At 58.6% G+C, this 25,058-nt stretch carries 20 protein-coding genes; 10 read left to right on the top strand and 10 right to left on the bottom strand.

The features are described 5' to 3' along the window. The first annotated feature begins 317 nt into the window (after positions 1-317). Entirely contained in the window at positions 318-1,439 is a 1,122-nt protein-coding gene (locus TBK1r_RS03665; RefSeq protein WP_145207581.1) for a hypothetical protein, read from the top strand. 129 nt (positions 1,440-1,568) lie between these two features. On the opposite strand, the gene TBK1r_RS03670 is transcribed toward TBK1r_RS03665, so the two are convergent. From TBK1r_RS03670 to TBK1r_RS03685, 4 genes are all read right to left on the bottom strand, one after another. Then, positions 1,569-1,751: a hypothetical protein gene (locus TBK1r_RS03670; RefSeq protein ID WP_095740813.1), complete on the bottom strand. Its 183-nt coding sequence runs from the start codon at positions 1,749-1,751 to the stop codon at positions 1,569-1,571. Positions 1,752-1,938: 187 nt separating this feature from the next. Then, entirely contained in the window at positions 1,939-2,625 is a 687-nt protein-coding gene (locus TBK1r_RS03675) for a TIGR04283 family arsenosugar biosynthesis glycosyltransferase (protein WP_145207582.1), read from the bottom strand. Continuing rightward, entirely contained in the window at positions 2,622-3,764 is a 1,143-nt protein-coding gene (locus tag TBK1r_RS03680; RefSeq protein WP_145207583.1) for an LptF/LptG family permease, read from the bottom strand. Before TBK1r_RS03680 ends, TBK1r_RS03675 begins: the two co-directional genes overlap by 4 nt. A gap of 195 nt (positions 3,765-3,959) precedes the next feature. Beyond that, a complete protein-coding gene (locus TBK1r_RS03685; RefSeq protein ID WP_145207584.1) occupies positions 3,960-4,163 on the bottom strand; it encodes a hypothetical protein in 204 nt (67 codons plus the stop codon). Between the two features lie 284 nt (positions 4,164-4,447). Here TBK1r_RS03685 and TBK1r_RS03690 point away from each other — a divergent pair, with 284 nt between their 5' ends. Beyond that, on the top strand, positions 4,448-5,560 hold the full coding sequence (locus TBK1r_RS03690; protein ID WP_145221983.1) for an aminotransferase class V-fold PLP-dependent enzyme: 1,113 nt from the start codon (positions 4,448-4,450) through the stop codon (positions 5,558-5,560). A 61-nt stretch (positions 5,561-5,621) separates the two neighbouring features. Next, positions 5,622-6,128: a pantetheine-phosphate adenylyltransferase gene (gene coaD / locus TBK1r_RS03695; protein WP_145207585.1), complete on the top strand. Its 507-nt coding sequence runs from the start codon at positions 5,622-5,624 to the stop codon at positions 6,126-6,128. A 12-nt stretch (positions 6,129-6,140) separates the two neighbouring features. Here the strand turns inward: coaD and TBK1r_RS03700 are convergent, their stop codons facing one another. From TBK1r_RS03700 to TBK1r_RS03710, 3 genes are all read right to left on the bottom strand, one after another. Then, positions 6,141-6,986, bottom strand: a complete 846-nt coding sequence (locus TBK1r_RS03700; protein ID WP_145207586.1) for a sugar phosphate isomerase/epimerase family protein — start codon at positions 6,984-6,986, stop codon at positions 6,141-6,143. 82 nt (positions 6,987-7,068) lie between these two features. Continuing rightward, a complete protein-coding gene (locus TBK1r_RS03705; RefSeq protein WP_145207587.1) occupies positions 7,069-7,983 on the bottom strand; it encodes a sugar phosphate isomerase/epimerase family protein in 915 nt (304 codons plus the stop codon). 7 nt (positions 7,984-7,990) lie between these two features. Next, entirely contained in the window at positions 7,991-8,485 is a 495-nt protein-coding gene (locus TBK1r_RS03710) for a hypothetical protein (RefSeq protein WP_145207588.1), read from the bottom strand. A 263-nt stretch (positions 8,486-8,748) separates the two neighbouring features. Here TBK1r_RS03710 and TBK1r_RS03715 point away from each other — a divergent pair, with 263 nt between their 5' ends. The 5 genes from TBK1r_RS03715 (at position 8,749) to TBK1r_RS03735 (ending at position 17,094) form a co-directional block, all read left to right on the top strand. After that, positions 8,749-11,043 (top strand): Hsp70 family protein, encoded by a 2,295-nt coding sequence (locus tag TBK1r_RS03715; RefSeq protein ID WP_145207589.1) that lies wholly within the window; start codon positions 8,749-8,751, stop codon positions 11,041-11,043. Between the two features lie 188 nt (positions 11,044-11,231). Next, complete coding sequence (locus tag TBK1r_RS03720; RefSeq protein WP_419580935.1) at positions 11,232-12,635, top strand: vWA domain-containing protein; 1,404 nt, start codon at positions 11,232-11,234, stop codon at positions 12,633-12,635. Positions 12,636-13,655: 1,020 nt separating this feature from the next. Beyond that, positions 13,656-15,311: a sensor histidine kinase gene (locus TBK1r_RS03725; RefSeq protein ID WP_145207590.1), complete on the top strand. Its 1,656-nt coding sequence runs from the start codon at positions 13,656-13,658 to the stop codon at positions 15,309-15,311. Then, complete coding sequence (locus tag TBK1r_RS03730; protein ID WP_145207591.1) at positions 15,312-16,022, top strand: response regulator transcription factor; 711 nt, start codon at positions 15,312-15,314, stop codon at positions 16,020-16,022. Positions 16,023-16,170: 148 nt separating this feature from the next. Continuing rightward, a complete protein-coding gene (locus tag TBK1r_RS03735; RefSeq protein WP_145207592.1) occupies positions 16,171-17,094 on the top strand; it encodes a sugar phosphate isomerase/epimerase family protein in 924 nt (307 codons plus the stop codon). A gap of 170 nt (positions 17,095-17,264) precedes the next feature. Here the strand turns inward: TBK1r_RS03735 and TBK1r_RS03740 are convergent, their stop codons facing one another. The 3 genes from TBK1r_RS03740 to TBK1r_RS03750 form a co-directional block, all read right to left on the bottom strand. Beyond that, positions 17,265-18,107 carry an alpha/beta hydrolase gene (locus TBK1r_RS03740; RefSeq protein WP_145207593.1) on the bottom strand — a complete coding sequence of 281 codons (843 nt, stop codon included), beginning with the start codon at positions 18,105-18,107 and terminating at the stop codon, positions 17,265-17,267. Positions 18,108-18,610: 503 nt separating this feature from the next. Then, the gene (locus TBK1r_RS03745) at positions 18,611-20,320 is read right to left on the bottom strand and encodes an IS1182 family transposase (protein WP_419580133.1); all 1,710 of its coding nucleotides are present in this window, start codon (positions 20,318-20,320) and stop codon (positions 18,611-18,613) included. A gap of 369 nt (positions 20,321-20,689) precedes the next feature. Then, positions 20,690-22,399, bottom strand: coding sequence for an IS1182 family transposase (locus TBK1r_RS03750; protein ID WP_419580133.1), 1,710 nt, complete (start codon positions 22,397-22,399; stop codon positions 20,690-20,692). 254 nt (positions 22,400-22,653) lie between these two features. On the opposite strand from TBK1r_RS03750, the gene TBK1r_RS03755 reads away from it, so the two are divergent. Together TBK1r_RS03755 and TBK1r_RS03760 are read left to right on the top strand one after the other, a co-directional pair. Further along, complete coding sequence (locus TBK1r_RS03755; protein ID WP_145207596.1) at positions 22,654-23,547, top strand: phosphatidylserine decarboxylase; 894 nt, start codon at positions 22,654-22,656, stop codon at positions 23,545-23,547. A gap of 304 nt (positions 23,548-23,851) precedes the next feature. Further along, the gene (locus TBK1r_RS03760) at positions 23,852-25,036 is read left to right on the top strand and encodes a serine hydrolase domain-containing protein (RefSeq protein WP_145207597.1); all 1,185 of its coding nucleotides are present in this window, start codon (positions 23,852-23,854) and stop codon (positions 25,034-25,036) included. The last annotated feature ends 22 nt before the right edge of the window (positions 25,037-25,058 follow it).

Here is a 25,058-nt window from a genome sequence, read left to right on the forward strand (position 1 = left end):
CTGGGAAACTGTGCCGGTATTCAAGATTCTCGGACTTTTGCGACTTCTCGCGATAATCAGACTAAGCCCTGGCGTTCCACCTGTCCGATAAGACCGTCACGACCGAATCTTTGTGTCAAGAGACAAAAGAAAATCGGTCAATGCACCCCAACGCGGGCCGCGGATGGAATCTGCAGGCAGATTCCGGCGGCCACTACGGACGACTTCTAATAGACGGTGGAACAGCGATGTCGGTACGGAAGCTGACGGCTAGAATTTTTGGATCCCTTGTACTGCTCTGTGGTATGGCTTCGGCCCAGGCTCAGGAGCACGTCCCCGTGGCGGATCCGCTTCAGTTCGATCCCGACTTCCGTTGGTTCGAGCCGATCTACGACATGGACTTGGCGGATATGAAGCCAAAGAAGCGAGCCAATACGGGCTGGTTCGCCACCTACGACCGCTTGAATCTTTATGGTTCGCGGCCTGAACTGGAAAACAATTCTCAAGGACTCGAGTCCGGAATGGACAGTGGCTGGGGCCACCGTTACGAGATCGGGTTCATGTTGCCCGACGCGGACAAAGGCTGGTTGTTCAGCTGGGTCGACAATGACGTCGGTGAGTTCTTCAGCGTCCGCAAGGAACGCGGTAATCGCTTCAATACGGACGAACTCGGCGGTACGGCGACCAATCCCGCCCCTCCGTTCGGATTCGAAGCCATTCCCGGCATCAGCAACAATCGCGGATTCAATTATCGATTCGTCGATGAAAAGCGAAGCGAGAACGTGATCGACTTCGATAGCTATGAACTGAGCAAGACGTGGCGGTTGGAGCCCTACCACTACGGCGGGATTCTGGAGCCGATGGTCGGATTCCGTTGGTTCCGAATCGAAGACACCAACGTCCGTCAAAACTTCATCAGCTCGAACGATCCCGATCAGATCGCAGACGGCGTCGCCGGGCGTCCCAACCTGGTCACGACTTACGGTGCCGCGTCGGAGCTGATGACGACGGATCAAGCATTCACCGAGAACGAAGCGATTACCGGACAGATCGGATTCCGATACTTCAAGTTCTTTGATCGGTTTACCTTTGCGACCGACTTCAAGGTCTTCTCGGGGGCGAACTTCCAGAGCAGCTTCAACAACCGACACACCGAAGCGGTGGTCTATAGTGGAACCGATACCATTGCCGAAGGTGACACGGTCACTCGAATCTTGTACGAGGAAACCGACCGCGACTACACTCGCAACGAAGAGTTCTTCCTCGGGTTTGATGTTCGCGGCGAACTCGGCTACCAGTTGTCCCGTGCGGTCACGGTGCGAGCCGGTTTCCAACTGATCGACGTCGCTCGTGGTTTGTGGCGGGGCGGGGATCTGGACAACTCCGTCCTGCGAGGCGGCGACAACGATCAAGACTACTTGATGGTCGGTGGTACCTTCGGGATCACACTGAACCGCTAGTCGAACGTCGTCCGACGAGTCTGGCTCAACCACCGAAAGCCAAAACCAGAAAAGCCGCGGCGGAATCATTCCGTCGCGGCTTTCTTTGGTTGGTGCGACAACGGTGGTCGCGATTTTTGGGAGAGGTGATCAAGCTTTCTCGGCCAACTCTCGCAATTCCTCTAACTCCTGGCTCAATCGGTGCCGCAGCGGGCTTTCCGGCCGGAGTTCTTCGTCCAGGAGATCTTCTGCTTCATCAAAAACGTTTTCCCCACGCTTGGGGTCGCTAATCAACTTGCGGAACATCTCTTCAACGGTGGCTTCAGTAAGCAAAACGATAACCTCGAGGGGTCATCCGAGCGGCAGAACGTGATTGCGTGTTTGTCCCGATCAAACACTCACTGCATCAATCGCGCGCCCTCAGACGGACAATCGATTCTAAATTCAGTGCAGCCTTCCGCAAGGTCTCGGATCCCATTCGAACCAGAATTCGAGCTGGAAACGTCAAAAACGCCATGAATCATCGATACCATTTTTCCAGGCGACTTTCGGACACTCCCAATGAATGAGCGAGTTGAAGGCCCCAGTTTCGAGCGGTCTGTCTGAAAACGCCGCGTTTTTTCCATCGCCGCGCGTCGATGTGAACCATGCCATCAACCAGCATTGGCCAAGATTGTCGTCGTAATGCCTTGGACAACGCGACGTCTTCCATCAACGGAACCGCCGGAAATCCTCCCACGCGGTCGTACAGCGTTCGCGTCACAAACAGCGCTTGATCTCCGAACGGCATGCCTCGCCAACGGATGCGGTTGGCATTGCCCCACTCCAGCAACCTGTACACCAGTCCGGGTTCCTCAATTTGCTGCTTGAGTCCCCCCCAGCACGCGTGCGGTTGGGCCGCAGCATCGATGCGTTCACACAACGTTTGGAAACAACCGTCACCCAATCGATTGTCCGCGTGTAGAAACAACAGGACGCTTCCTGTCGCGGCGTGGGCTCCCGCGCGGAGTTGGTTTCCGCGGCCGCGTGGGGCGGTGAGGACGATGGCTCGTCGGGCTCGTGCGAGTTCGGGGGTCGGGTCGCTACTGCCGCCGTCGCACACGATGACTTCGCCGGCGTCGTTGTTCCAGGCCGATTCGATTGCCGCTTCGATTCGTTCGGCTTCGTTGAGCGCCGGGATGATCACCGAAACCTGTTGCGGCGTCATACCGTTTCAACTTCGCGCAGTCTGACGTAGGCGATCGGTCCGAGCACCAGAAAGGGCATCCATGCGGCGACCGCGGGCGAGAGCAGGTAACCCCCGCCGCCCATCGCGCTGCCGGCGGTCTTGAGTGCGAAAAACAGCATCACCGTTCCGATGGCCGTGCCGATCATCATGAACAGATTGCGGCCGCGACGATTGACCACCAGCGGCAGCCCGAGCAAGAACAACGAAAAGTCCAACGGCACCCTCATGATCCGCTCGTGCAACAGCACGCGCGTCGCCATCGAATTATGGACCGCGGGATTGCGCAACCGTTCCAGCAGTTGCTTGCTGCTGCACAGCCGGGTGGAGGACTGGTCGGTTTGCAGGATTTCCGCATTGACCGGGGTGGCAACGAAGCATTCACCCGAAGCGATCCAGGGTTGATCGTGGGCCGTCATCAGTATCAGACGTCCGTCACGTCCCGCCGAGGGGATGTGGTCGATCGCCGGCGGGGTGAAGACGTTTTGCATCAAGTAGCCCTCGTCGTGGTTCTCGTCGGCCGGCAACCAGCGCGCCGAGACCGAGACGATGGCTTCGCCGAAACCCGGGTAATCAACATCGAGTCGGAAATTGGGCTGATAGATTTCTTTGCTGCGAGGCCGGATCGATTGGCCTTCGAGCAAAATCCCGCTGATCTTGTCGTAGCTGGGCAAGATCGGTTGGGGGGCGTCGCCGGAAAGATCTTTGCTCTTCATCGACAACGCATCGCGCATCGTCGGCAACAGCATTTCGCGGCTGCCCAGCTGGACCAACACAATGGCCAATGCGGCGAAAACCATCGAACGGAAAATGCGTCCGTGTGACACGCCGGCGGCCAGCGTCGCGGTCAGTTCGCCGGTTCGACGAAGCCATCCGACGACGAACAACAGCGACATCAAGGCGATGATCGCGCCGGTCCAGTCGAACAGCAGCAACATGTAGGGGCCGTAGTAGTACCACATCACGCGGGAAATCCCGACGCCGCGTGACTCGGCCAATTCCACCAGGTCGTTCATGTTCTGGAAGGCATGGAAAACGACAAAGATTCCAGACAGCGAGGCGAAACAGACCAGAAACGTCCGGAAGAACAGCCCCAGAATGTAACGATCGATTTGCGTCACGGCGGATCGGACTCAGTTGGATGGAAACGTGTTGCCTGCCACACTGAGGAACCATCTGGCTCCGGTAGATCTGGCCCCGATGCGTCAGGGGACAGGGGGCCGTTCCGACCACTCGGGATGATGCCCTGGAGGATCCTCAGCGATCGCGCAAGCATCCCACCGGGTCGGCGGCCGACGCAAGATCGAATCGAAACGCTATCGCTGCTCGCGATAAGTCGACCAGCTCAAGTAGATCAGAACGCCGCCCAAGATCGCAAAGGTGAGGTCCATCATCAGACTCGCACCACCCAAAATCGCCAAGCTGGTTTGGCCAGACAGTAAGGCAACCGCGTCTAAAACGAACAGGCTGACGACCAAGATCGACGCGACAAGGCTAAAAAGACAGAGTGCCTTGGGCATCAATTGAACCTCGGGACGAATGTGAAATGAGTGAAGGGCCAGACGTAACGCTCGTATCGCGGCCGGGAAAGGGCCGCAGTATAGTTGCCCGAGCACATGTTTCCCAAGCCTACGCTATATCGCTAGTTTACCGAGAGCCACTCTGGCCCCGGATTGGGACAATTTTTCGGTAAATTCCGTTTAGAAGGGCGATTCGACGATCCAAAATCATGCCAAGCACGCCATCTCCGCCAGATTTTGACCCCCAGATTCGCTCCGACCCGTGGGGCTGGTGGCGAAAAAAAATGCCGATCACGGAAAAATGGGCCTATTTGGACCACGCCGCCGTCGGCCCGCTTTCGATGCCCGCTGCCGCGGCGCTGCGGAACTATGCCGACGAAGCCGAACGCGAGGGCGATACCGTGTGGCCCACTTGGGCGGGTCGAGTGGAAACGCTGCGTCACGCCTTCGCCGAGCTGTTGCACGCCGAGACGGACGAAGTCTGCTTTGTCCCCAACACGTCGGCGGGGATTAATTTGGTCGCCGAAGGATTCCCATGGCAGAGCGGCGATTCGGTCGTGATTCCCGACGGCGAGTTTCCCAGCAATCTGTACCCCTGGCAAAACCAGGCCTCGCGGGGCGTCGAGGTGCGGATCGTGCCGCGTCGCGACGGACGTGTCGAGCCGGAGGACTTGTTTGAACACGTCGATGAATCAACCCGCATGATTTCCCTGTCGTGGGTCGGCTATGCCAGCGGTTTTCGCGCCGATTTGGAAGCGATCATCCAGCGGGCCCACGCCCAGGGCGTCCTGGTTTTTCTCGATGCGATCCAGGGGCTGGGGGTGTTTGATTTGGATCTGCAGAAGATCGACGTCGATTTTTTGGCCGCCGATGGTCACAAGTGGCTGCTGGGTCCGGAAGGTTATGGCGTGGCGGTGATTCGGAAACGTCATTTGGAGCGTCTGCGTTGCTGTAGCGTCGGTTGGAACAGTGTGCGGAACACGTTCAATTACGCCGAACCGAAATTGGATCTTCGCCGCACCGCGGCGCGGTTCGAGCCGGGGTCGGCCAACATGTCGGCCGCGGCCGCGCTGGGAGCGAGCGTGGCGATGTTCAATATGATTCGCCAGACGCATGGGCCCAACGCGATCGGCGACCGTGTGCTGGCGTTGGCAACTGAATTGGATGACCGGTTGCGCGCCGTCGGTCTGCCGACCCAAATTCCCAGCAAGCGTCAGCACCGTTCAGGGATCGTGACGTTTGGGGTGCCTGGGCAAGATCCCGCGGCGGTTCGCAACCGGGCAATCGAGCAAGGCTGTGTCGTCAGCTGTCGTGGGGGCGGCATCCGGGCCGGCGTTCATGCTTACAATGACAGTTCGGACCTGGAGCGGCTCGTTGATGCGGTTGCGTCGACGTAGCGCTTTGGCACCACTGGATTGGATCCGACGAGCGATCGAACCCTTTTCCCCCGAATCACGCATGAATGAAAACAACGAGCGGCGGATCGCTGTTTACACCGGATCCTTTGACCCGATCACGTTGGGGCATCTTCACATCATCCATCGAGCGAGTCGCTTGTTTGAAAGCTTGGTCATCGGGATCGGCATCAACGCCGAAAAGGGATCCCTGTTCTCGCCGGAACAACGCAGCGAGTTGGTGCAGACGGTGACCCATGACATCGAAAACGTCCGGGTTGAAATCTTTGACGGGCTGGCGGTCGACTTCGTCCGCTCGCTCGGCTCGCGACTGATGGTGCGTGGGATTCGCCCAATGACCGATATCGCCGGCGAATTCACGATGATGATGGCCAATCGGCAATTGGACGAAGACGTCGAGACCGTGTTTCTGATGGCCGACGAGCGGTTCTCGCACGTCAGCAGTTCACTGTTGAAACAGATCGCCAGCGTCAGCGAGGACGACGAGCAATTGGCAAAGTTCGTCCCCCGAGCCATCATCGCGCCGTTGCGAGCGCAAATGCGGGGCTAACCCAATGCGGGGCTAACCCAGGATGTCGTCGCGGAGTCGGGTGAGCAGGTCGATCGCGCCGCCGATTTCCTGCTTTTGTCGGACGGGATCTTCGGGGATTTCTCGCTCGATCGTCAGCGGACCTTCGTAGCCGATCTCGTGCAGCGTTTCGAGGTACTTCCGCATGTCGACGTCGCCTTTTCCCAGCGGCACTTCGCAGCCCCAGGTTTCACCCGGTTGGTCGCTCCAGGTGGCGTCTTTGCAGTGGATGCTGCGGACGTGTTTGGCGAGCATTCGGAGCGCTTCGATCGGTTCGCCGGTGCCGTAGAGGATCATGTTGGCGGGATCAAAGTTGATTTTCAGATTATCGCAGCCGACCGCGGCGATGAACTCCAGCAAGCCTTCGGCGGTCTCTTGCCCGGTTTCCAGATGCAGGAATTGATCGTTGCCGGCGCAGTGTTCGCAAAGCTCCGCGGTGACCTTGACGATCTCGGCGTATTGCGGATCGGAGCTGTCGTGGGGGATGAATCCCAGGTGCAGCGCGACGGCGTCGCAGCCGAGCCATTTGGCGAAATCGGCGATGTCACGCATTTCGGCCAAGCGACTTTGGCGAGTTTCAGCGGGCACCAGGCCGATCGTTTTGACGACCGTGGGGATGTCGGCATAGCTTTCGCCCTCGAATCCGCCAAACACCGCCGTACAACGCACGTTCATTTCATCGAGCTGTTGCTTGAGTTCTTCCGCCGTCGCCCGGTCACGCTTGGTGGGCTGCGGTGCGTGCAGTTGGATGGTGGGAAGTCCCAGTTCTTTGATGACGTCCCATTTGACGCCGAGTCCGGCGTCGACCGAAGCGAACACACCGATGGGCCAAGATTCCATTTGTTTGAGATCCGTAAGAGTTGTGAAGCGTGATTGAATGGTTGAGATCACCCACGGTGATCGAAGCGAGGTCGGCGAAACGTCAAACGACGTAATTGCGGAGAAAGTTATACGACTGTTTCAGCGCCCGCAAACAGTCCTCGTCGGATCGTTCGTAGGCGCGGTCTTCGACTTCCACGCAAACGGGGCCGTCGTAGCCCGTGTCCGTCAACGCGGCAAAGAACTGTCCCCAGTCGACGTCGCCCATCCCCGGCAATTTCGGCGAATGCCACTCGTTGGGGTTTGCCAGAACGCCGACCCGGTCCAGCCTGGACCGATCGACGCGGACGTCCTTGGCATGGACGTGAAAGAGTTTATCGGCGAATTCTGCTAGCGGTGCAAGGTAATCGACATGCTGAAAGACCAGGTGCGAGGGATCGTAGTTGAGCCCGAAGTGGTCGCTGGGAATGTCGTCAAACATCCGCTGCCAGATGGCGGGCGAATGGGCCAGGTTTTTGCCCGCCGGCCATTCGTCGTCGGTGAAATACATCGGGCAATTCTCGATCCCCACCCGCACGTCATGCTGTTCGGCCAATTCGATGATCGGTCTCCAGGTCTCCAGAAAACGCGGCCAATTGTCGTCGACATTCTTGGTCCAATCGCGACCGATGAACGTATTCATCGTGCCGATGCCCAGCCGGCGGGCCGCCACGATCACCGCCCGAATGTGCTCGACGGCCAATTCGGCTTCGTTGTGATCGGGGGACAACGCGTTGGGGTAATAGCCCAGCCCGCTGATCGTGACCCCGCTGTCTTGTTGCAGGGTCGCGATGGATTCGACCGTTGCGTCGTCGAGCGAGTGGACATCGATGTGGGTGATGCCTGCATAGCGCCGCGTCGCCTTGCCCAGCGGCCAGCACATCACTTCCACACAGTCGTAACCGATCTCGGCGGCGGTCTGAAACACCTGCTGCAAATTCGCTTCGGGAAGAATCGCGGTGACGTAACCGAGTTGCATGGCTGATCTACTCGTCGAGTTTGGTGTCGGGGACGGTTTCGCCTTCCCCGTTCCAATTGGGGGCACGATACCGGGTGGTGGGCGGACGGACGGTTGTCTTGTTCGTCAGCAACCGCAATTGGTCGCCCGCGAACAGTTTGGGAACCAGTTGTTCGCCACGTCGCAGCCGATACAAGATACAGCCTTTGCGTTGAACGTAGTACATGCCCCAGACCGTCGCGACGAATCGTTCACGCTCCAGCCCCACGCCTTTCGTCTCGACTTGATCGCCGATTTCAAACTCTTCGATGCGGATCGACAACCACATCGCCGGTCGCAATCGAAACCGGAGCCGTCCATAGACGTAGTGGTAATAAACGCCGTCGAACGAAACCCGTTTGAGCACCCGCGGGCTGGGGATCAATTGAGTCGCGATCGGCGTGTCGTCAGGATGGATGAACCCTTGGCCATTCTCCGGCCATCTCAAGAAACATCCATAATCGGGTAGCTGCGGCCATTGCATGGGAGGGCAAAACTTCACAAAGCGGAAATGGGCGTCCACGCGAGGGGCATAAGTGTACAGGATGCAACAGTCTAACCGAATCAACCGGACCTGCTGTCCGCAGCGACAGTATTTACACGCTCGTCGCGCAGTGAGAACGCAGTTGACATCACGTTGCCGCGACCGGGTGGGTACAATCGGGCGGGTACAATCGGATACGTTCGGCGTTCATACGACAATCTTTTCTCTCTACTTCGCTCCGTTGGACCGACCCGTTTTTCTTTATGACAGACAGCAAGACGCAACCACCGGTCGGAATCGACCTGGGCACTACCTTTTCGGCGGTCGCATTCCTGGACGGTGACGGCCGGCCCGAAACGATCCGCAATTCCGAGGGCGACCTGACCACACCCAGCGCCGTGTTCTTTGACCAGAAACGCCCGATCGTGGGGATCGAAGCGGTCGAGGCCGGGCTGTTGGAGCCTGATCGTTTGGCCCAGTTCGCCAAGCGGAATGTCGGCGAGCAATTTTATGAAAAAGCGATCCGCGGCAAGCATTTGCCGGCCGAAGTCATCCAAGCCTTGGTGCTGCGGAAATTAAAAACCGATGCAGAATTGAAACTCGGTCGAATCAGCGAAGCGGTCATCACCGTCCCGGCGTTCTTCAATGAACCCTGCCGCAAGGCGACCCAGGATGCCGGGCGGCTGGCCGGATTGAAGGTGCTGGACATCATCAATGAACCGACCGCTGCGGCGATCACCTACGGTGTTCAGCAGGGTTTTTTGGGCGCCGGAGTTGCCAACGAGCGGCGCGAGACGGTTTTGGTGTACGACCTCGGTGGGGGCACCTTCGACGTCACGGTGATGGAGATCGAAAAAGGAAATTTCAATACCATCGCAACTGCCGGTGACGTTTACCTTGGCGGCATCGATTGGGACAGCCGACTTGTCGACCTGATCGCCGAAGCGTTCCTTGCCAAACACGGAATCGATCCTCGAGACGATCCCCAGGCTGAACAGGAATTGCTGCGCAAGGCCAACCAGACCAAGCACGCGCTGACCCAACGCGAAGCGGTCACCGTTGCGTTTGCCAATGACGGGCGGCGCTTGCGCACCGAGATCACGCAAGAACAGTTTTCCGAGCGCTGCGTCGACTTGGTCGAGCGGACGATCATGACCGTTCATTTGGTGCTCGACGACGCCGGCATCGATTGGCCGGATCTGACGCGTTTGATTTTGGTCGGCGGCTCGACGCGAATGCCGATGATCCGCGACGAACTGCAGCAACTCAGCGGCATGGAACTCGATCGCTCGCTTTCACCCGACGAAGCGGTCAGCCACGGCGCGGCGTTGTACGCGGGCATGTTGTCCGCCGGGGCTAATGATAAGACCGGCATCTCCGTCAGCAACGTCAACTCGCACGATCTGGGCGTCTTGGCGCTCGACCCCAAATCGAACAAACCGCGACGCAAGATCATGATCCCGCGCAATAGCAAGTTGCCGGCGCGGAAGATGGTGCGGTTTCGAACTCACGTCAACAACCAACCGAATGTCAAAATTCAAATCGTCGAGGGCGGCGATAAACGCGGCATCAATGCGACGCCGATCGGCAAGTGCGTCGTCGCCGACTTGCCCAAGGGAACACCCAAGGGGACCAATGTCGAAGTGCGATTCGATTACCGCGCCGACGGCCGGCTGACCGTTCATGCGTCGCTGCCCGAGATCGATCGCAAAATCACGATGACCCTCAATCGGGCTGCCGGATTGTCGGACGACGAAATCGCCGCCTGGAGGCGTCGTTTGGACGACGGCCTCAGCGACGCCATGTTGGCCAGCCTGGCCGAACACGGTGACGACGCATCCGCCTTGTTCTCGGCCGACAACTTGACCAGCGAAGACGCCGATGCGTTGCCCGATGAGAGTTCCATTGACCCGTCCGAGGCTGCCGCGGCGGATCAAGTCAGGACAGCTCAGGTTCAAGGGTTTGCCGCCTTGCAGCACGTTGAACCGGAACCCGCCCCATCGAAAACGCCAGTGGTCGCTTCCAAGGCCGCCGCCATTTTGGGCGTGTCTCAACCGCCACTTTCCCCGGCGCCGGTCGAACCGGCCGGCCAGGACGCCGTGCGTGAATCCAACCCCGCCTACGCCGCAAGTCCGGTCGCGTCTGAAAAAGCCGTCCCAACCGAACGCGCTGCGGCCAAAGCGGTGTCAAGCAACGACGCGGCGATCAAGATCGAGACCAACGACCCCGCCGGCGGACCGAAACTGTCCGTCGCCGATGCCCAGAAATTAGCCGTCGCGGCCGGGGCGGCCGCGCCCACCGTCTCCGAAAAACCGAAGTTGGCACTGGACCCTAAGGACGCGGCGCCGCAGGTCAAAGCCGACGCCAACGATTTGGCCATGCTGGCGGCTTTGGGCGGCGAGTCAAAATCACCCCGCAAGGCTGATGTGCCGTTGATCGTCACCGACGCCGCGGCCGGCAAAGGTCGGGCGAAACCGCCGGCAAAACAGGCCGCGGAACCGCAGGACGCGGCCAAGCCGAAAAAGGTCGGGGGCTTGTTCGGTCGCAAGCGAAAGTGATCTGACAATTCTTTTACATTGTTTTGAGACGATCCAGACCATTGAATCGCGGAATGATCGTTTACTAGGATAGCTGCGGCGCGCCATTGGTTCTGAGCCAATGGCGCGGATCGGTGTGTCGGCGATTTCTGTGATCGCCCCCGGAGACGCAGCTGGCGAATGACCACCTGAAAAAGGGAATCGAAACGATGTCTGCGACTCATTGGAAAAACGCGCCCGTCCTGTTGGCGATCGGGCTGGCTCTGGCGGCAATGCTCGGCAGCGGATCGAACACGTTGCGGGCCGAACAGTTGTCCTTGGACGTCGGGGTGTCCAATCCGACGATGCTGGCTGGGGAAAAGCAGATCAATCACATCCGCATTTCCCTGACCGGATTTGACGTTCCGCAAAACAAAAAACGCCCGCCGGTCAACACGGCGATTGTGATCGACCAAAGTGGATCGATGGGCGGACAAAAGATCGTTCAAGCCCGCGAGGCGGCGATCGCGGCGGTCCGTCGATTGCGAGATGACGACATCGTCTCAATCGTGCTGTACTCCGATTCCGCGACCGTACTGGTGCCGGCCACCAAAGCCACCGATCGCGAATCGATCATCCAAAAAATCCGCTCGGTCAACGCCGGCGGAAGCACCGCCCTGTTTGCCGGCGTCAGCAAAGGGGCCGCGGAAGTCCGAAAGTTCCTCGACAGCGATTCGGTCAATCGTGTGATCTTACTCTCCGACGGCCAAGCCAACGTGGGGCCGAAAAGCCCGCGTGAGTTGGAGCGTTTGGGGGCCTCGCTGGTCAAAGAAGGGATCAGCGTCAGCACGCTCGGACTCGGACTCGGTTACAACGAAGACCTGATGAGTCGATTGGCGTCGGCCGGCAGCGGCAACCACATGTTTGTCGAACAAGCCGATGATCTGGTCGCGGTCTTTCAAAAAGAGTTCAACGACTTGATGAGCGTGGTGGCCAGCGATTTCAAAATCCACGCGAAAATCGGCGAAGGCATTCGTCCCGTCCGCGTGCTCAACAACAAAGCGGACATCAGCGGACAAGACATCTACATTCCGCTGGCCCAACTGTACGCCCGCCAACAACGCTACTTTGTGATCGAAGTCGAAGTCGACGCCGGGCAAGCGGGCAGCAAACGGCCGCTCGCCTCGGTCACCGTCCAATACCAGAACATGCTCAGCCAGACGACCGACACGTTGACCAGCAGCATCGAAGTGCGGTTCACCGACGACAAAGAAGCGGTGGCCAGAGAATGCGATCACGAAACCGCTGCGTACTGCGCGATCCAACTGGCCAACGAAAAGAACGTCCAAGCCACGGCTCTGCGTGACGCCGGGCGTATCAAGGAGGCCAAGGAGCTGCTGCTGGGCAATAGCGTGCAGTTGCAAAAACTGGATCAACTCTACGGCGCCCAACTCGGCGTCGAACTATCCAGAGAGCTGAAACGCAATGCCAAGCTGAATGAGGATCAATCGGTGATCATCGAAAGTCCGGCAGAATGGAATTACTCGCGAAAGGCGATGCGATACGAGCAAAGCAAGAACGCGGCGCAGCAGCAGATGCGTGTGAAAACACCACCTCCGGCGGACAAAAACTGAGTCCCAAGGGACGTCGATTGTATTACTGACGAATGACTCGCCGTACCGCGTTGTGGGAACGACTCGCGAGCGGCAACCGCTCCTGCGGCCCGCACGCCAGCGGCGTGCCACATCAAAGCTTGGGGTCGCGCCCGCGCACCCCAAGTTCCGGTCGCCAACAGGCCGCCAACCCCAACGGGGTTGAACAGAGCAACACGGTTCGCCCGATTCACGCCGCGGTTTGCGCACCCCGGATTGTGCCGCGCCGTTCGTTGAACCCCGCTGGGGTTCCCCTGTCCTCTGCGCCCCCACCCGGAGTGCGCTTCGCGACTCCGGGCTTTGTTGTGGCACCGCTCTGCGGTGTGCACCGCAGAGCGGTGCTTGCCCAAAAGTCGCTCAGTAATACAATCGACGTCCCAGCGGGACCGGATGGGGCCAGATTCGGCGTGCCGTCAGGCTGTGCCTGACGACGCTGGCATGCACAGCATGCTCGACGCCATCTGGCATGCACCGCATGCTCGACGCCATCTGGCATGCACAGCATGCCCTACGCCATTTGGCATGCACAGCATGCCCTACGCCGCTTTGCGCAGGTTTTATTCCTGAAATGCCTGGCATCCGTTTCCCCTGTGCAGGACGCCGAGCAAGAGATTGAAAATTGCAAATTGAACACTTCCAATTGCAAATTTGCATTTTTCATTTTGCAGTTTTCATTTTTCAATTTTCAATTTGCAATCTTCCTTCTGTCCAGTTTCCTCACGACCCATCCTGTCTCGGCTGAAGCGAGGCCGAGCGGTGACGAAATCAAAAGGAAGCGAAGTCACGTAAACCGAACAGAGTGTCAACACCAACGTTTTAGCGGCCAAACGCAAGCCCTCCGGTTCCTCATCGTGACCGAAACACCGGAGGGCTCGCGCCCTTCCGCTAACAATTGCTTCATTGCGTTGCACGACGGGGGACCGTCTTGGCCGCGACGCGGGCCGGTTTGCGGTTGAGAGCCGGTCGATACAATGAACGGAATTCAAAAACAGGTGCCGCCCCATGCCGCGTCGATTGTTTCTCGCACTGATCCTACTGGTCGCCGCACCGATGGTGCTGTTGGGGTGGATGAGTGCCAATGCAATCAAGGCCAGCCAAGTGGCGGCGAAAGAGAATTTGGCCACGCTGCTTTCGTCCCAGCTGTATGATGCCGACCGCCGGATCGTTCAACTGTTTGACGGCTATGCGTTGCGGTTGAACGAACAGCTCGACGAATCGCCATCGGTCTTTGAAGCGTTGCGGCGGATGCGCCGCGAGGTCCCGATCGTCCGCCAGGGCATTGTCGTCGATCCATCCGGGACGATGGTCTTTCCCAGACCCAGCGATTCAGTCGGCATCGATGCCACCGAGGTCGCCGCGGCGCTGCCCGGGATGGTCGACGCGCGTCCGTTGCCGAACGCAAATTCGGATTCCCAATCGTCCGGCGCCAAGATCGCGTCCAAGGGGACCTTCACCGAATCGGCCTGGCAACAATGGTACATGGCTGACGGCGCGCAAGTGGTTTATTGGCGAACCCGCGATGACGGATCGACCGTCGGCGTGTTGCTGGAACGGAGCCGTTGGATTGCGGATTTGATCGCCGCCTTGCCCGATCATCGCGGCCGCTTGATGGCGCCCTCGTCGTTGCGACCGACCGAGGGAGGATCCAAGGTTGAACTCGCCGAACTCGCGGCGACCCCGATCGGCAGCCTGACCTTGGTCGATGAGGCAAAGCGGTTGGTCTATCGATGGGGCGAAGTGGATGAGTTTTCTCTGCCACCGCTGGTCACGTCGCCGCTCTCGCCGCCGTTGGCCAGTTGGCAGTTCAGGCTGCACGTCGATCAGTCGCTGATCCCGTCGTCCAGCGCGTTTCCCACGTATCTGTCGTCGGCAGGCATCGCGCTGCTGCTGCTGTCGGTCGGTTTTTATGTCCTGACATCGGTGCAACGACAGGTCAGCGAGGCCAAGAGCCGCGTCAATTTTGCCGGCCAGGTGTCGCACGAATTGCGGACGCCGTTGACCAACATCCGGCTCTACACGGAACTGGCCGAGTCAGACTTGAAACGCATCACCAACAGTGATGCGAGCGAATCGCTTGCTAGACGACTGGAAGTGATTGACCATGAAAGCCGGCGTTTGCAACGCCTGGTCAGCGGCGTGTTGGAAATGATTCGCCCCAGCGGAAAGCCGATCGGGGTGCGACGCGAACCGACGGACATCGGTGAGTTGATTGGCGGGATTGCGGAACAGTTCACGCCCAGTTTCAAAGCGGCGGGGCTGACGTTGCAGACCGTGTGCCGGTGTCGGGATCAGGTTTCGGTCGACGGCGACGTGGTTGAAATGGTCTTGGTGAATCTGCTCAGCAATGTCGAAAAATACGTCCCCCGCGGCGGGCAATGCGTCATCGAGTGTGATCTGTTGGACGATGCTTCGGCTTCGACGCGAACGTTGCGGGTGGTGGTCAGCGACGACGGGCCGGGCATCGCCACGGCCCATCAAGAAAAAATCTTTCGTCCCTTCCAGCGCGTCGACGATTCGATTCATGCCCCCAGCGGAACCGGCATCGGTCTGACGATCGCGCGGCGGGCCGCAGTCCGCCACGGCGGTGCCCTGGTGCTGTCCTCGGAACCTCGCCTTGGCGGCGCGACCTTTACGTTAACCTTACCGATCGGTGATTGAATGACACATCACATCTTGATTGCCGAAGATGACGCGAACACCCGTGCCGCGTTGGCTGAAGTGCTGCGGAACGAAGGTTACCATGTCACCGAAGCCGCGGACGGACGGCATGCCAAGGACCTGTTCGATGCGTCGCCGCCCGACATCGCTTGCCTCGATGTGATGATGCCGGGACTCAGCGGCTTTGACGTTTGCAAGTACTTTCGCCAACAGTCTCCGACGATGCCGATCCTGTTCATCACGGCCAAGGCGGAAGAGATCGACAAAGTCATCGGACTGGAACTCGGCGGCGATGACTACATTGTCAAACCGTTCGGGACCAAAGAAGTGATCGCGCGAATTCGAGCGGTCGCCCGTCGCAGCCTGTCCGAATCCCCCGAGACACGGGTGACGTTTTCCGACGAGCCTTTTTCGATGGGTGGACTGGAGGTGTTTCCGAAAGAGCTTCGGGCCCGCCGCGGCGACGACGCCGTCTCGCTGACCCGGCGCGAAGTCCTGATCCTGCAGACCCTGGCCGCCCGACCGGGTGAAGTCGTCAAGCGGGCCGACTTGTTCCGATCTGCGTGGGAGGATGATCATGTCCCCAACAGCCGGACCATCGACCAGACGATCAGCCAGCTGCGAAAGCGAATCGAGATCGATCCCAAGCATCCTGAAATCGTTCAAACCGTCTACGGCGTCGGCTACCGCTACGAGTGCACCGTGGGGTAAGCATCCTGCTTGCCTCCCCTGAGAAGCAACGCTTCTGCGTCAAGCACCGGAAGACGCAAGCTGGAAGCGTACGCCACGTGGGGGCAGATTGGTGTAGAATTGGCGGCGTCGTTTTGAGTGCTTCCTCCCTTGTTCTGTCCACGTGATCATGACCAACCGCCGTCAATTTCTCCAATTTGCGTCTGCCTCCGCCGCCTCGCTCTCCATGGCTCCGCTGTTCGCCGCCGAGGCGGGCGAAGCTCCGTTTAAAATTTCACTGGCCGAGTGGTCGTTGCACCGCACCCTGCGCGATTCGAGCAAGGGTCTGACGAACCTGGATTTCCCCCGCGTCACCAAGGAAGAATTCGGGATCGATGCGGTCGAATACGTCAACCAATTCTTCAAAGACAAAGCCGAAGACCAAAAATACCTGACCGAGCTGAAGACCCGTTGCGATGATCTGGGCGTCAAGAGTCTGTTGATCATGTGCGACGGCGAAGGAAACTTGGGCGACCCCGACGACGCCAAACGCACCAAGGCCGTCGAGAATCATTACCGTTGGGTCGACGCCGCCAAGTTCTTGGGATGCCACTCCATCCGCGTTAACGCCAGCAGCTCCGGCAGTTACGAAGAACAGATGAAATTGGCCGCCGACGGACTGCGTCGTTTGAGCGAGTATGCCAAGCCCCAGGGACTGAACGTGATCGTCGAAAACCACGGCGGTCTCAGCAGCAACGGCGCCTGGCTGGCCGGGACGATCGCCAAAACGGAAATGGACAACTGTGGCACGCTCCCCGATTTCGGCAATTTCTACCTGTCGCGAGGGAAAGAGCCGAAGATGTACGATCGCTACAAGGGCGTCGAAGAATTGATGCCGTATGCCAAAGCGGTCAGCGCCAAATCGCACGACTTCGACGAAGACGGCAATGAAGTCCACACCGACTACTTCAAGATGATGGAAATCGTGCTGCGACACGGTTACCACGGCTACGTCGGCATCGAATACGAAGGCGGCAAGGTCTCCGAGTACGAAGGCATCAAACTGACCAAGGCGCTGTTGCAACGCGTCGCCGAGAAACTGGCCAAGGGTTAGTCGACGTTGGGGGTAAGAATGAAGGCACACAAGGAGAGGGGGAGACAAGGAGAGTGGGAGAGGGGGGCGATGGATTGGAGCATGACCATCGTATGCCCAGGTGTCACCCCATCATTCTGTCTTCCCATCATTGTGTCTTCCCTGTCTGGTTTCGTCACAATGCATCCGGTCTATCGTTGGGGGACAAATCCCAATGAAGTTAAAAACCGGATCGACTTGGCCAGGGTGTCTTCATAGGCGTCGCCCTTGTTGAAAAAACCATGCGTGGCACCTTCGTAGAGGTGCAATTCGTTTCGCACGCCCAGCTTGTCGAGTTTGGCTTTGAACGCCTCGCCGGTTGCCACGGGAATCAGCTTGTCCTTGGTTCCCAAGTAGACGATCGTCGGCGGAGTGTCTTTGCTGAGGTTGTGCAGCGGCGAGATCTCTTTCCAGTACGCTTCAACGCGGTCGTAACCGTATCCGTCCGGTCCGTTGTCGTAGACGGGATTGAACAGGACCAACGCGTCGGGACGGCAGCTGACCGTCGTGTCATCGGCCGGATCGTCAAAGGCGGTCACCGTTGCCGTCGCAGCGGCCACATGCCCGCCGGCGGATCCGCCACCGGCGGCGATTCGATTCGGATCGATTCCGTAGCGAGACGCGTTCTGTCGGGCCCAGCGCATCGCGGACTTGCCATCGGCGACACACGTCTTCGGTGGCGTCCCGTGCGACTTCTTGACGCGATATTCGGCGCACATCGCAACCATTCCACGGTCCGCCAGTGCACGGCTTTGCCCGTAAAATTGGCTCGGGGTACCGCCGTTCCATCCGCCACCGAAAAAGAACACGATCGCCGCACGCGGTTCAGCCGAATCCGACGGGGCGGGTTTGAACACGTGCATCGACAATTCGACATCGCCAACGGTCTTGTAGACGACCTTTTCATCGGGTTCGGGTTTAGCGTCGGCGGCAAACGCGAGCGGCGAAGCCAGCAAGGCCAACGTACAGACGGTGATCCAGGGGCGAAGATTCATGTTCGGACAGCGAATGGTGGAGGAAAGGATTGGACAAACCGAGACGGCTTTTCATCATACACCGAATCACCAGGCGCTCTCGCCAAAGTCGATCCGGCATGTCAATCTATACCAGCCAACACGCGGCCCCAGCCAGTGCCGCTGCTTGGGTACTGACGGTGGTAGCGGAACGGCGCGAGCCGTCCGGTATCAGCGTGAAAGACCGGAGGGCTCGCGCCCTTCCGCTTACAAGCCCTGACGGTGGTAGCGGAACGGCGCGAGCCGTCCGGTATCGGCTTGAAAGACCGGAGGGCTCGCGCCCTTCCGCTTACAAGCCCTGACGGTGGTAGCGGAACGGCGCGAGCGGCCTGTCGATTTAGTTCCTGGGGACGGTTGATTCGATTTTGGTTCCGGACGAGGCTTTTATGGTGCTATGCGGGGCATCCAGAGTCGTTGGTAAGCGTGTTGACGGGATCGTGGCGTTCGCTTGTGGCGGATTTCGTTCGAAATGCCCCCTATCTCCCCTAGTTTGCTGTTCCGAGCGATTGTGTCGCCGCGGCGGCGCGCAGCTTCGCCAAGTAACTCATGATTTTCTTCAGATTGAATCCGGTCGCCGCCCAGCGCCATTCTTGATTCACACCTGCGATACCTCGAAGCAGGAATCGCCGCATATCAAGCGTGCTCTTGATCACGGCGAAAGGCGTTTCACCGAAATGCTGACGACGAGAGTAAGCCTCTTTGGCTGCAGGCGTTTCCATTCGCGCACGCTGCCGACGTCGCGCTCCTTCATGCTCATCATGCATCGTCTCGCGACCACGTGGCGGGCCAGGCTTGCGACCACGTCGCTTGCCCGCTCGCTTGTCCGACGAGGTCGCTTCGCTGGACTCCTGGGACGATGCCTCGCTGCTGCTTGCCTCGTCTTTTGGCTTCACGTTCTTGCGACAACGCCCAGCCAGCGTGCAGCCCTCGCATTCAAAACAGGTGTAAACCTTTCGCTGCACCGGAGAGCCGTCGCCATGCGTCGTGTTCTCGGTCGTCCGATGTGAAAGCACTTTGCCTGCCGGGCAGTAATAGCAGTCGTTCGCTTCGTCGTACACAAACGCTGCTTTGTCAAATCGTTTGGTTTGTGGATTAACCGGCAACTGATCAATCTGATCGGCGGCAACGGGCTCAGTCAAATCCGAACGCTCGGCAGGGTTGTTCTCGCGATTGGTTTCGGCAAGCGGGCCAATCAGTTCGATCTGTTTTTCCTCAGCCGCAGTGAGGTTTTTGCCCGTCGTGTAAGCCGAGTCAGCCATGACTCGCTTAATGTCAATTCCAAAGTCGTTGGCCACACAGTCGACGATGGTGGCAAATTCGTGGTGTTCGACGTTGCCGATCAAGACGTCCGCCGCAACGATCAGGCCGCTCTGCGTTTCGGTCGTCGCCATCGGAGTAAAGTTGGCTGCGTAACCACCCTCCTTATTGGGAAGAATGCGACTGTCCGTGTCAGTCTTGGGTAACTGGGCGGGGCCCTTCGTCCCATTTTTCCTGCGGACTTCGTCCATCGCATTGACCGTCTCCAGATGAGCGGCCAGTTGTGAGCGGCGTGACTTCAAGTTGGCGACGGCGGCGGGGAGGCGGTCCGCCGAAACGTCCTGGCCGATGAGATCTTCGTCGCATGCGTCGTTGACTTCGAAGGTTTCCAGGGCCTCATCAATTTGCGCGTCAAGTTCTTCGAGTGCTTTGGCTAATCGTTTGGCCGTCCAAGTCTTGTATTTGTTGGCGTCAGCCAGGATGCGTGTGCCGTCGATGCACAGTTCCGAGAGATTGGCGATCCCCAGGTTGATCGCCAGCTTGACCATTTGTTTGAAGATGCCTTTGACTGCATCACTATTGTTTCGGCGGAAGTCGCTGATCGTGCTGTGATCGATGCGGCGACCGCTGCTAAGCCAGATAAAATCGATCGAATGCTTGAGTTCGTATTCAATGTTCCGGCTGGATCGGATTCGCCGAATCATGGCAAACAGCAGGATCTTTGCCATTACGCTGGGATGGATCGGCGGCTGACCGAATCCGCCGTTGTAGGCCGCCTCCCAATCAGTCCAGTCCATCTGATCGAGAATCTCGTCGACCAAGCGAACGGGATGATCCTGAGGGATGAGTTCCTCCAGGGCGGTGGGAATGAGGACCAGTTGCCCGCGTGGTGTAGGAGCTTCCTGCCAATAGCTGGTCTTGGGTTGTCTCTGGCTCACTGGGCAAGCCTCCCTGCGTGAGAAGTGAATCGCGACGACGATCCGCCAAGAATAGCAAACATCGTGACGATGCCTACTAAGCCACCTCCCCTCGTTTTGTGGATACACTAAACCGACAGGCCGCGAGCCGTCCGGTATCAGCTTGAAAGGCCGGAGGGCTCGCGTCCTTCCGCTTACAAGCCCTGACGGTGGTAGCGGAACGGCGCGAGCGGCCTGTCGATTTAGTTCCTGGGGACGGTTGATTCGATTTTGGTTCCGGACGAGGCTTTTATGGTGCTATGCGGGGCATCCAGAGTCGTTGGTAAGCGTGTTGACGGGATCGTGGCGTTCGCTTGTGGCGGATTTCGTTCGAAATGCCCCCTATCTCCCCTAGTTTGCTGTTCCGAGCGATTGTGTCGCCGCGGCGGCGCGCAGCTTCGCCAAGTAACTCATGATTTTCTTCAGATTGAATCCGGTCGCCGCCCAGCGCCATTCTTGATTCACACCTGCGATACCTCGAAGCAGGAATCGCCGCATATCAAGCGTGCTCTTGATCACGGCGAAAGGCGTTTCACCGAAATGCTGACGACGAGAGTAAGCCTCTTTGGCTGCAGGCGTTTCCATTCGCGCACGCTGCCGACGTCGCGCTCCTTCATGCTCATCATGCATCGTCTCGCGACCACGTGGCGGGCCAGGCTTGCGACCACGTCGCTTGCCCGCTCGCTTGTCCGACGAGGTCGCTTCGCTGGACTCCTGGGACGATGCCTCGCTGCTGCTTGCCTCGTCTTTTGGCTTCACGTTCTTGCGACAACGCCCAGCCAGCGTGCAGCCCTCGCATTCAAAACAGGTGTAAACCTTTCGCTGCACCGGAGAGCCGTCGCCATGCGTCGTGTTCTCGGTCGTCCGATGTGAAAGCACTTTGCCTGCCGGGCAGTAATAGCAGTCGTTCGCTTCGTCGTACACAAACGCTGCTTTGTCAAATCGTTTGGTTTGTGGATTAACCGGCAACTGATCAATCTGATCGGCGGCAACGGGCTCAGTCAAATCCGAACGCTCGGCAGGGTTGTTCTCGCGATTGGTTTCGGCAAGCGGGCCAATCAGTTCGATCTGTTTTTCCTCAGCCGCAGTGAGGTTTTTGCCCGTCGTGTAAGCCGAGTCAGCCATGACTCGCTTAATGTCAATTCCAAAGTCGTTGGCCACACAGTCGACGATGGTGGCAAATTCGTGGTGTTCGACGTTGCCGATCAAGACGTCCGCCGCAACGATCAGGCCGCTCTGCGTTTCGGTCGTCGCCATCGGAGTAAAGTTGGCTGCGTAACCACCCTCCTTATTGGGAAGAATGCGACTGTCCGTGTCAGTCTTGGGTAACTGGGCGGGGCCCTTCGTCCCATTTTTCCTGCGGACTTCGTCCATCGCATTGACCGTCTCCAGATGAGCGGCCAGTTGTGAGCGGCGTGACTTCAAGTTGGCGACGGCGGCGGGGAGGCGGTCCGCCGAAACGTCCTGGCCGATGAGATCTTCGTCGCATGCGTCGTTGACTTCGAAGGTTTCCAGGGCCTCATCAATTTGCGCGTCAAGTTCTTCGAGTGCTTTGGCTAATCGTTTGGCCGTCCAAGTCTTGTATTTGTTGGCGTCAGCCAGGATGCGTGTGCCGTCGATGCACAGTTCCGAGAGATTGGCGATCCCCAGGTTGATCGCCAGCTTGACCATTTGTTTGAAGATGCCTTTGACTGCATCACTATTGTTTCGGCGGAAGTCGCTGATCGTGCTGTGATCGATGCGGCGACCGCTGCTAAGCCAGATAAAATCGATCGAATGCTTGAGTTCGTATTCAATGTTCCGGCTGGATCGGATTCGCCGAATCATGGCAAACAGCAGGATCTTTGCCATTACGCTGGGATGGATCGGCGGCTGACCGAATCCGCCGTTGTAGGCCGCCTCCCAATCAGTCCAGTCCATCTGATCGAGGATCTCGTCGACCAAGCGAACGGGATGATCCTGAGGGATGAGTTCCTCCAGGGCGGTGGGAATGAGGACCAGTTGCCCGCGTGGTGTAGGAGCTTCCTGCCAATAGCTGGTCTTGGGTTGTCTCTGGCTCACTGGGCAAGCCTCCCTGCGTGAGAAGTGAATCGCGACGACGATCCGCCAAGAATAGCAAACATCGTGACGATGCCTACTAAGCCACGTCCCCTCGTTTTGTGGATACACTAAACCGACAGGCCGCGAGCCGTCCGGTATCAGCTTGAAAGACCGGAGGGCTCGCGCCCTGCCGCTAACAAGCCCTCCCGTTTGTTGTCAAAGTGGATGGCACGCCCCACGCCCACATCCCCCTCCTCGTCTCCCACACTCCGTCCATGGATGAAATCGTCTATCACGACCGTTACCGCGACGAGTCATGCGTCGAAAAAGTCTACGGCGACAAGGCGCTTCGTTGGACGTATGGGACGTGGGGCGGAAAACTCGCCCTGGCCGCGATGGTGAAACGGGCTTGGTTTTCCCGCTGGTACGGCTGGCGGATGGACCAACCGACAACCCGCGAGAAAATCAAACCCTTCATCGCGGAGTTTGGACTCGACGCGAGTGAGTTTGCCCGCAACCCGGACGAATTCGCCAACTTCAACGAGTTCTTCTTTCGCAAGCTGAACCCGTCGGCCAGACCGATCGATCCCGATCCCTCGACCCTCGTCTTCCCCGCCGACGGACGACACCTCTGCGTGCCCGATCTGTCACGTTGCGAGGGGTTGTTCGTCAAGGGCCAGATGTTCGATTTGGCGACGCTGCTGCGTGATCCCGAACTGACGCGTCGGTATTCCCAGGGAAGCTTGCTGCTGTCTCGGCTATGCCCGGTCGACTATCACCGTTTTCACTTTCCCGCCGCCGGACGCCCCGGACTGGCACGCTTGATCAACGGACCGCTCTACTCGGTCAATCCGATCGCGTTGTGTCAAAACATTCACATCCTGGCGACCAACAAACGTGAGATCACGATTCTAGAAACCGAAACGCTCGGTAACGTCTTGCTGTTGGAGATCGGTGCTACCTGCGTCGGCGGAATCTGCCAGACCTATCGCCCGGGCGACCCGGTTTCCAAAGGGGATGAAAAGGGCTATTTCCGATTCGGCGGTTCATCGACGATCGTCATTTTCGAGCCCGGTCGCATCATGTTTGATGACGATTTACAGCAACACTCCGCCGACCAGCGTGAGCTGTACGCCCGAATGGGTGATTCGATGGGCAAAATCGTCTGACGCCTCGAAAGGAATACCCACCGATGGCAGCGCGAACCCACGGATGACAGCGCGCTCCAATCCGTGGGTTCGCGCTACTATCTGTGGGTTCGCGCTGCTATCCGTGGGCTCAATGGTCATTGCAACACTCTACAAGTGGCAGGCGGTCCCTCTTCCGCTCGCCAAAATCCAACCCGAAGATTCAACGCTGACACAGCGCAAGGTCAGCGTTGGCGGGAACTTGACGCGCGACAAAGGAGTTACAATACCGGACCGCAAGGAGGTCCCTGCTGTGAGTTCTTCCCCACCTGCCAAGAGTCTTTCAATGATTCGCCTGCTATCGTCCTGTTGCATTGCCCTGATTCTGACCGTTGCGACCACGGCATCTGGCCAGGAAGCAACGGCACCGAAAAAAACGGCCCCCACGCCGCCGCCCGTGATCGACCCGATCAATGCGGCCATGCAAACCTTCGTCGAGCAAGGGAAAATCTCCGGCGCGGTGACCTTGGTCGGCCACCGCGGCAAGATCGTGCATTTGGGTGCGGTCGGGTTGGCCGACATCGAAATACAAAAGGAGATGCGTCCGTTCACGATGTTTTCGATCGCTTCGATGACCAAGCCGATCACCGCGACCGCAATCATGATCTTGCAGGACGAAGGCAAGCTCAGTGTGGACGACAAGGTCAGCAAGTACATCCCGGCCTACAAGGATCTGAAGCTGAAAGACGGGTCGGCACCGAGCCGTGAGATCACGATCCGCGACGCCATCACGCACACCTCGGGACTGGCCGGTGATCAACTGTTCGATGGATCACTCGCAGAGGCGGTCGACCAACTGGCCGAGCGACCGCTGGCGTTTGAGCCCGGCACGAAGTGGCAGTACAGTCCGGGGTTGAACGTCGCCGGACGGATCGTTGAAATCGTCTCGGGTCAGTCGTTTCAAGCATTCCTGCAAGAGCGAATCTTTGAACCCGGCACGATGACGTCCACCACGTTCTTTCCTGACGAGAAACAACAGCGTCGCATCGCAACGTTGTATGGCCCGGGTGAAGAGGGACAGTCGCTGCAGGCGGTTGCCAATCGCATTTCGAATCCGGCCGAGGTGAAAGCGCCCAATCCGTCGGGCGGTCTGTTTGCAACTGCTCGCGACATGTTCCGGTTCTATCAAATGGTGTTGAACCAAGGGAAATTCCGCAAGCAGCAGGTCGTCTCCGAAGACGCGGTGACGCAGATGACGTCACCGCAGACCGGCGATTTGGAAACCGGGTTCACGCCCGGCAATTGCTGGGGGTTGGGCTGGTGCATCGTCCGCGAACCACAAGGCGTGACCGAAATGTTGTCTCCGGGAACGTTCGGACATGGCGGGGCATTTGGAACCCAAGGCTGGGTCGATCCCAAGACACAAACCATTTACGTGTTGATGATTCAGCGGACCAAAATGGGCAACAGCGATGGGTCGGACATTCGCAAGGCGTTCCAACAGGCGGCCAGCGAATCGCTGGGGCTGTAGGTCCGCGGTGATTCGGCATTAA

This window comes from Stieleria magnilauensis (assembly GCA_007753675.1).
In the GTDB taxonomy this organism is placed as follows: domain Bacteria; phylum Planctomycetota; class Planctomycetia; order Pirellulales; family Pirellulaceae; genus Stieleria; species Stieleria magnilauensis.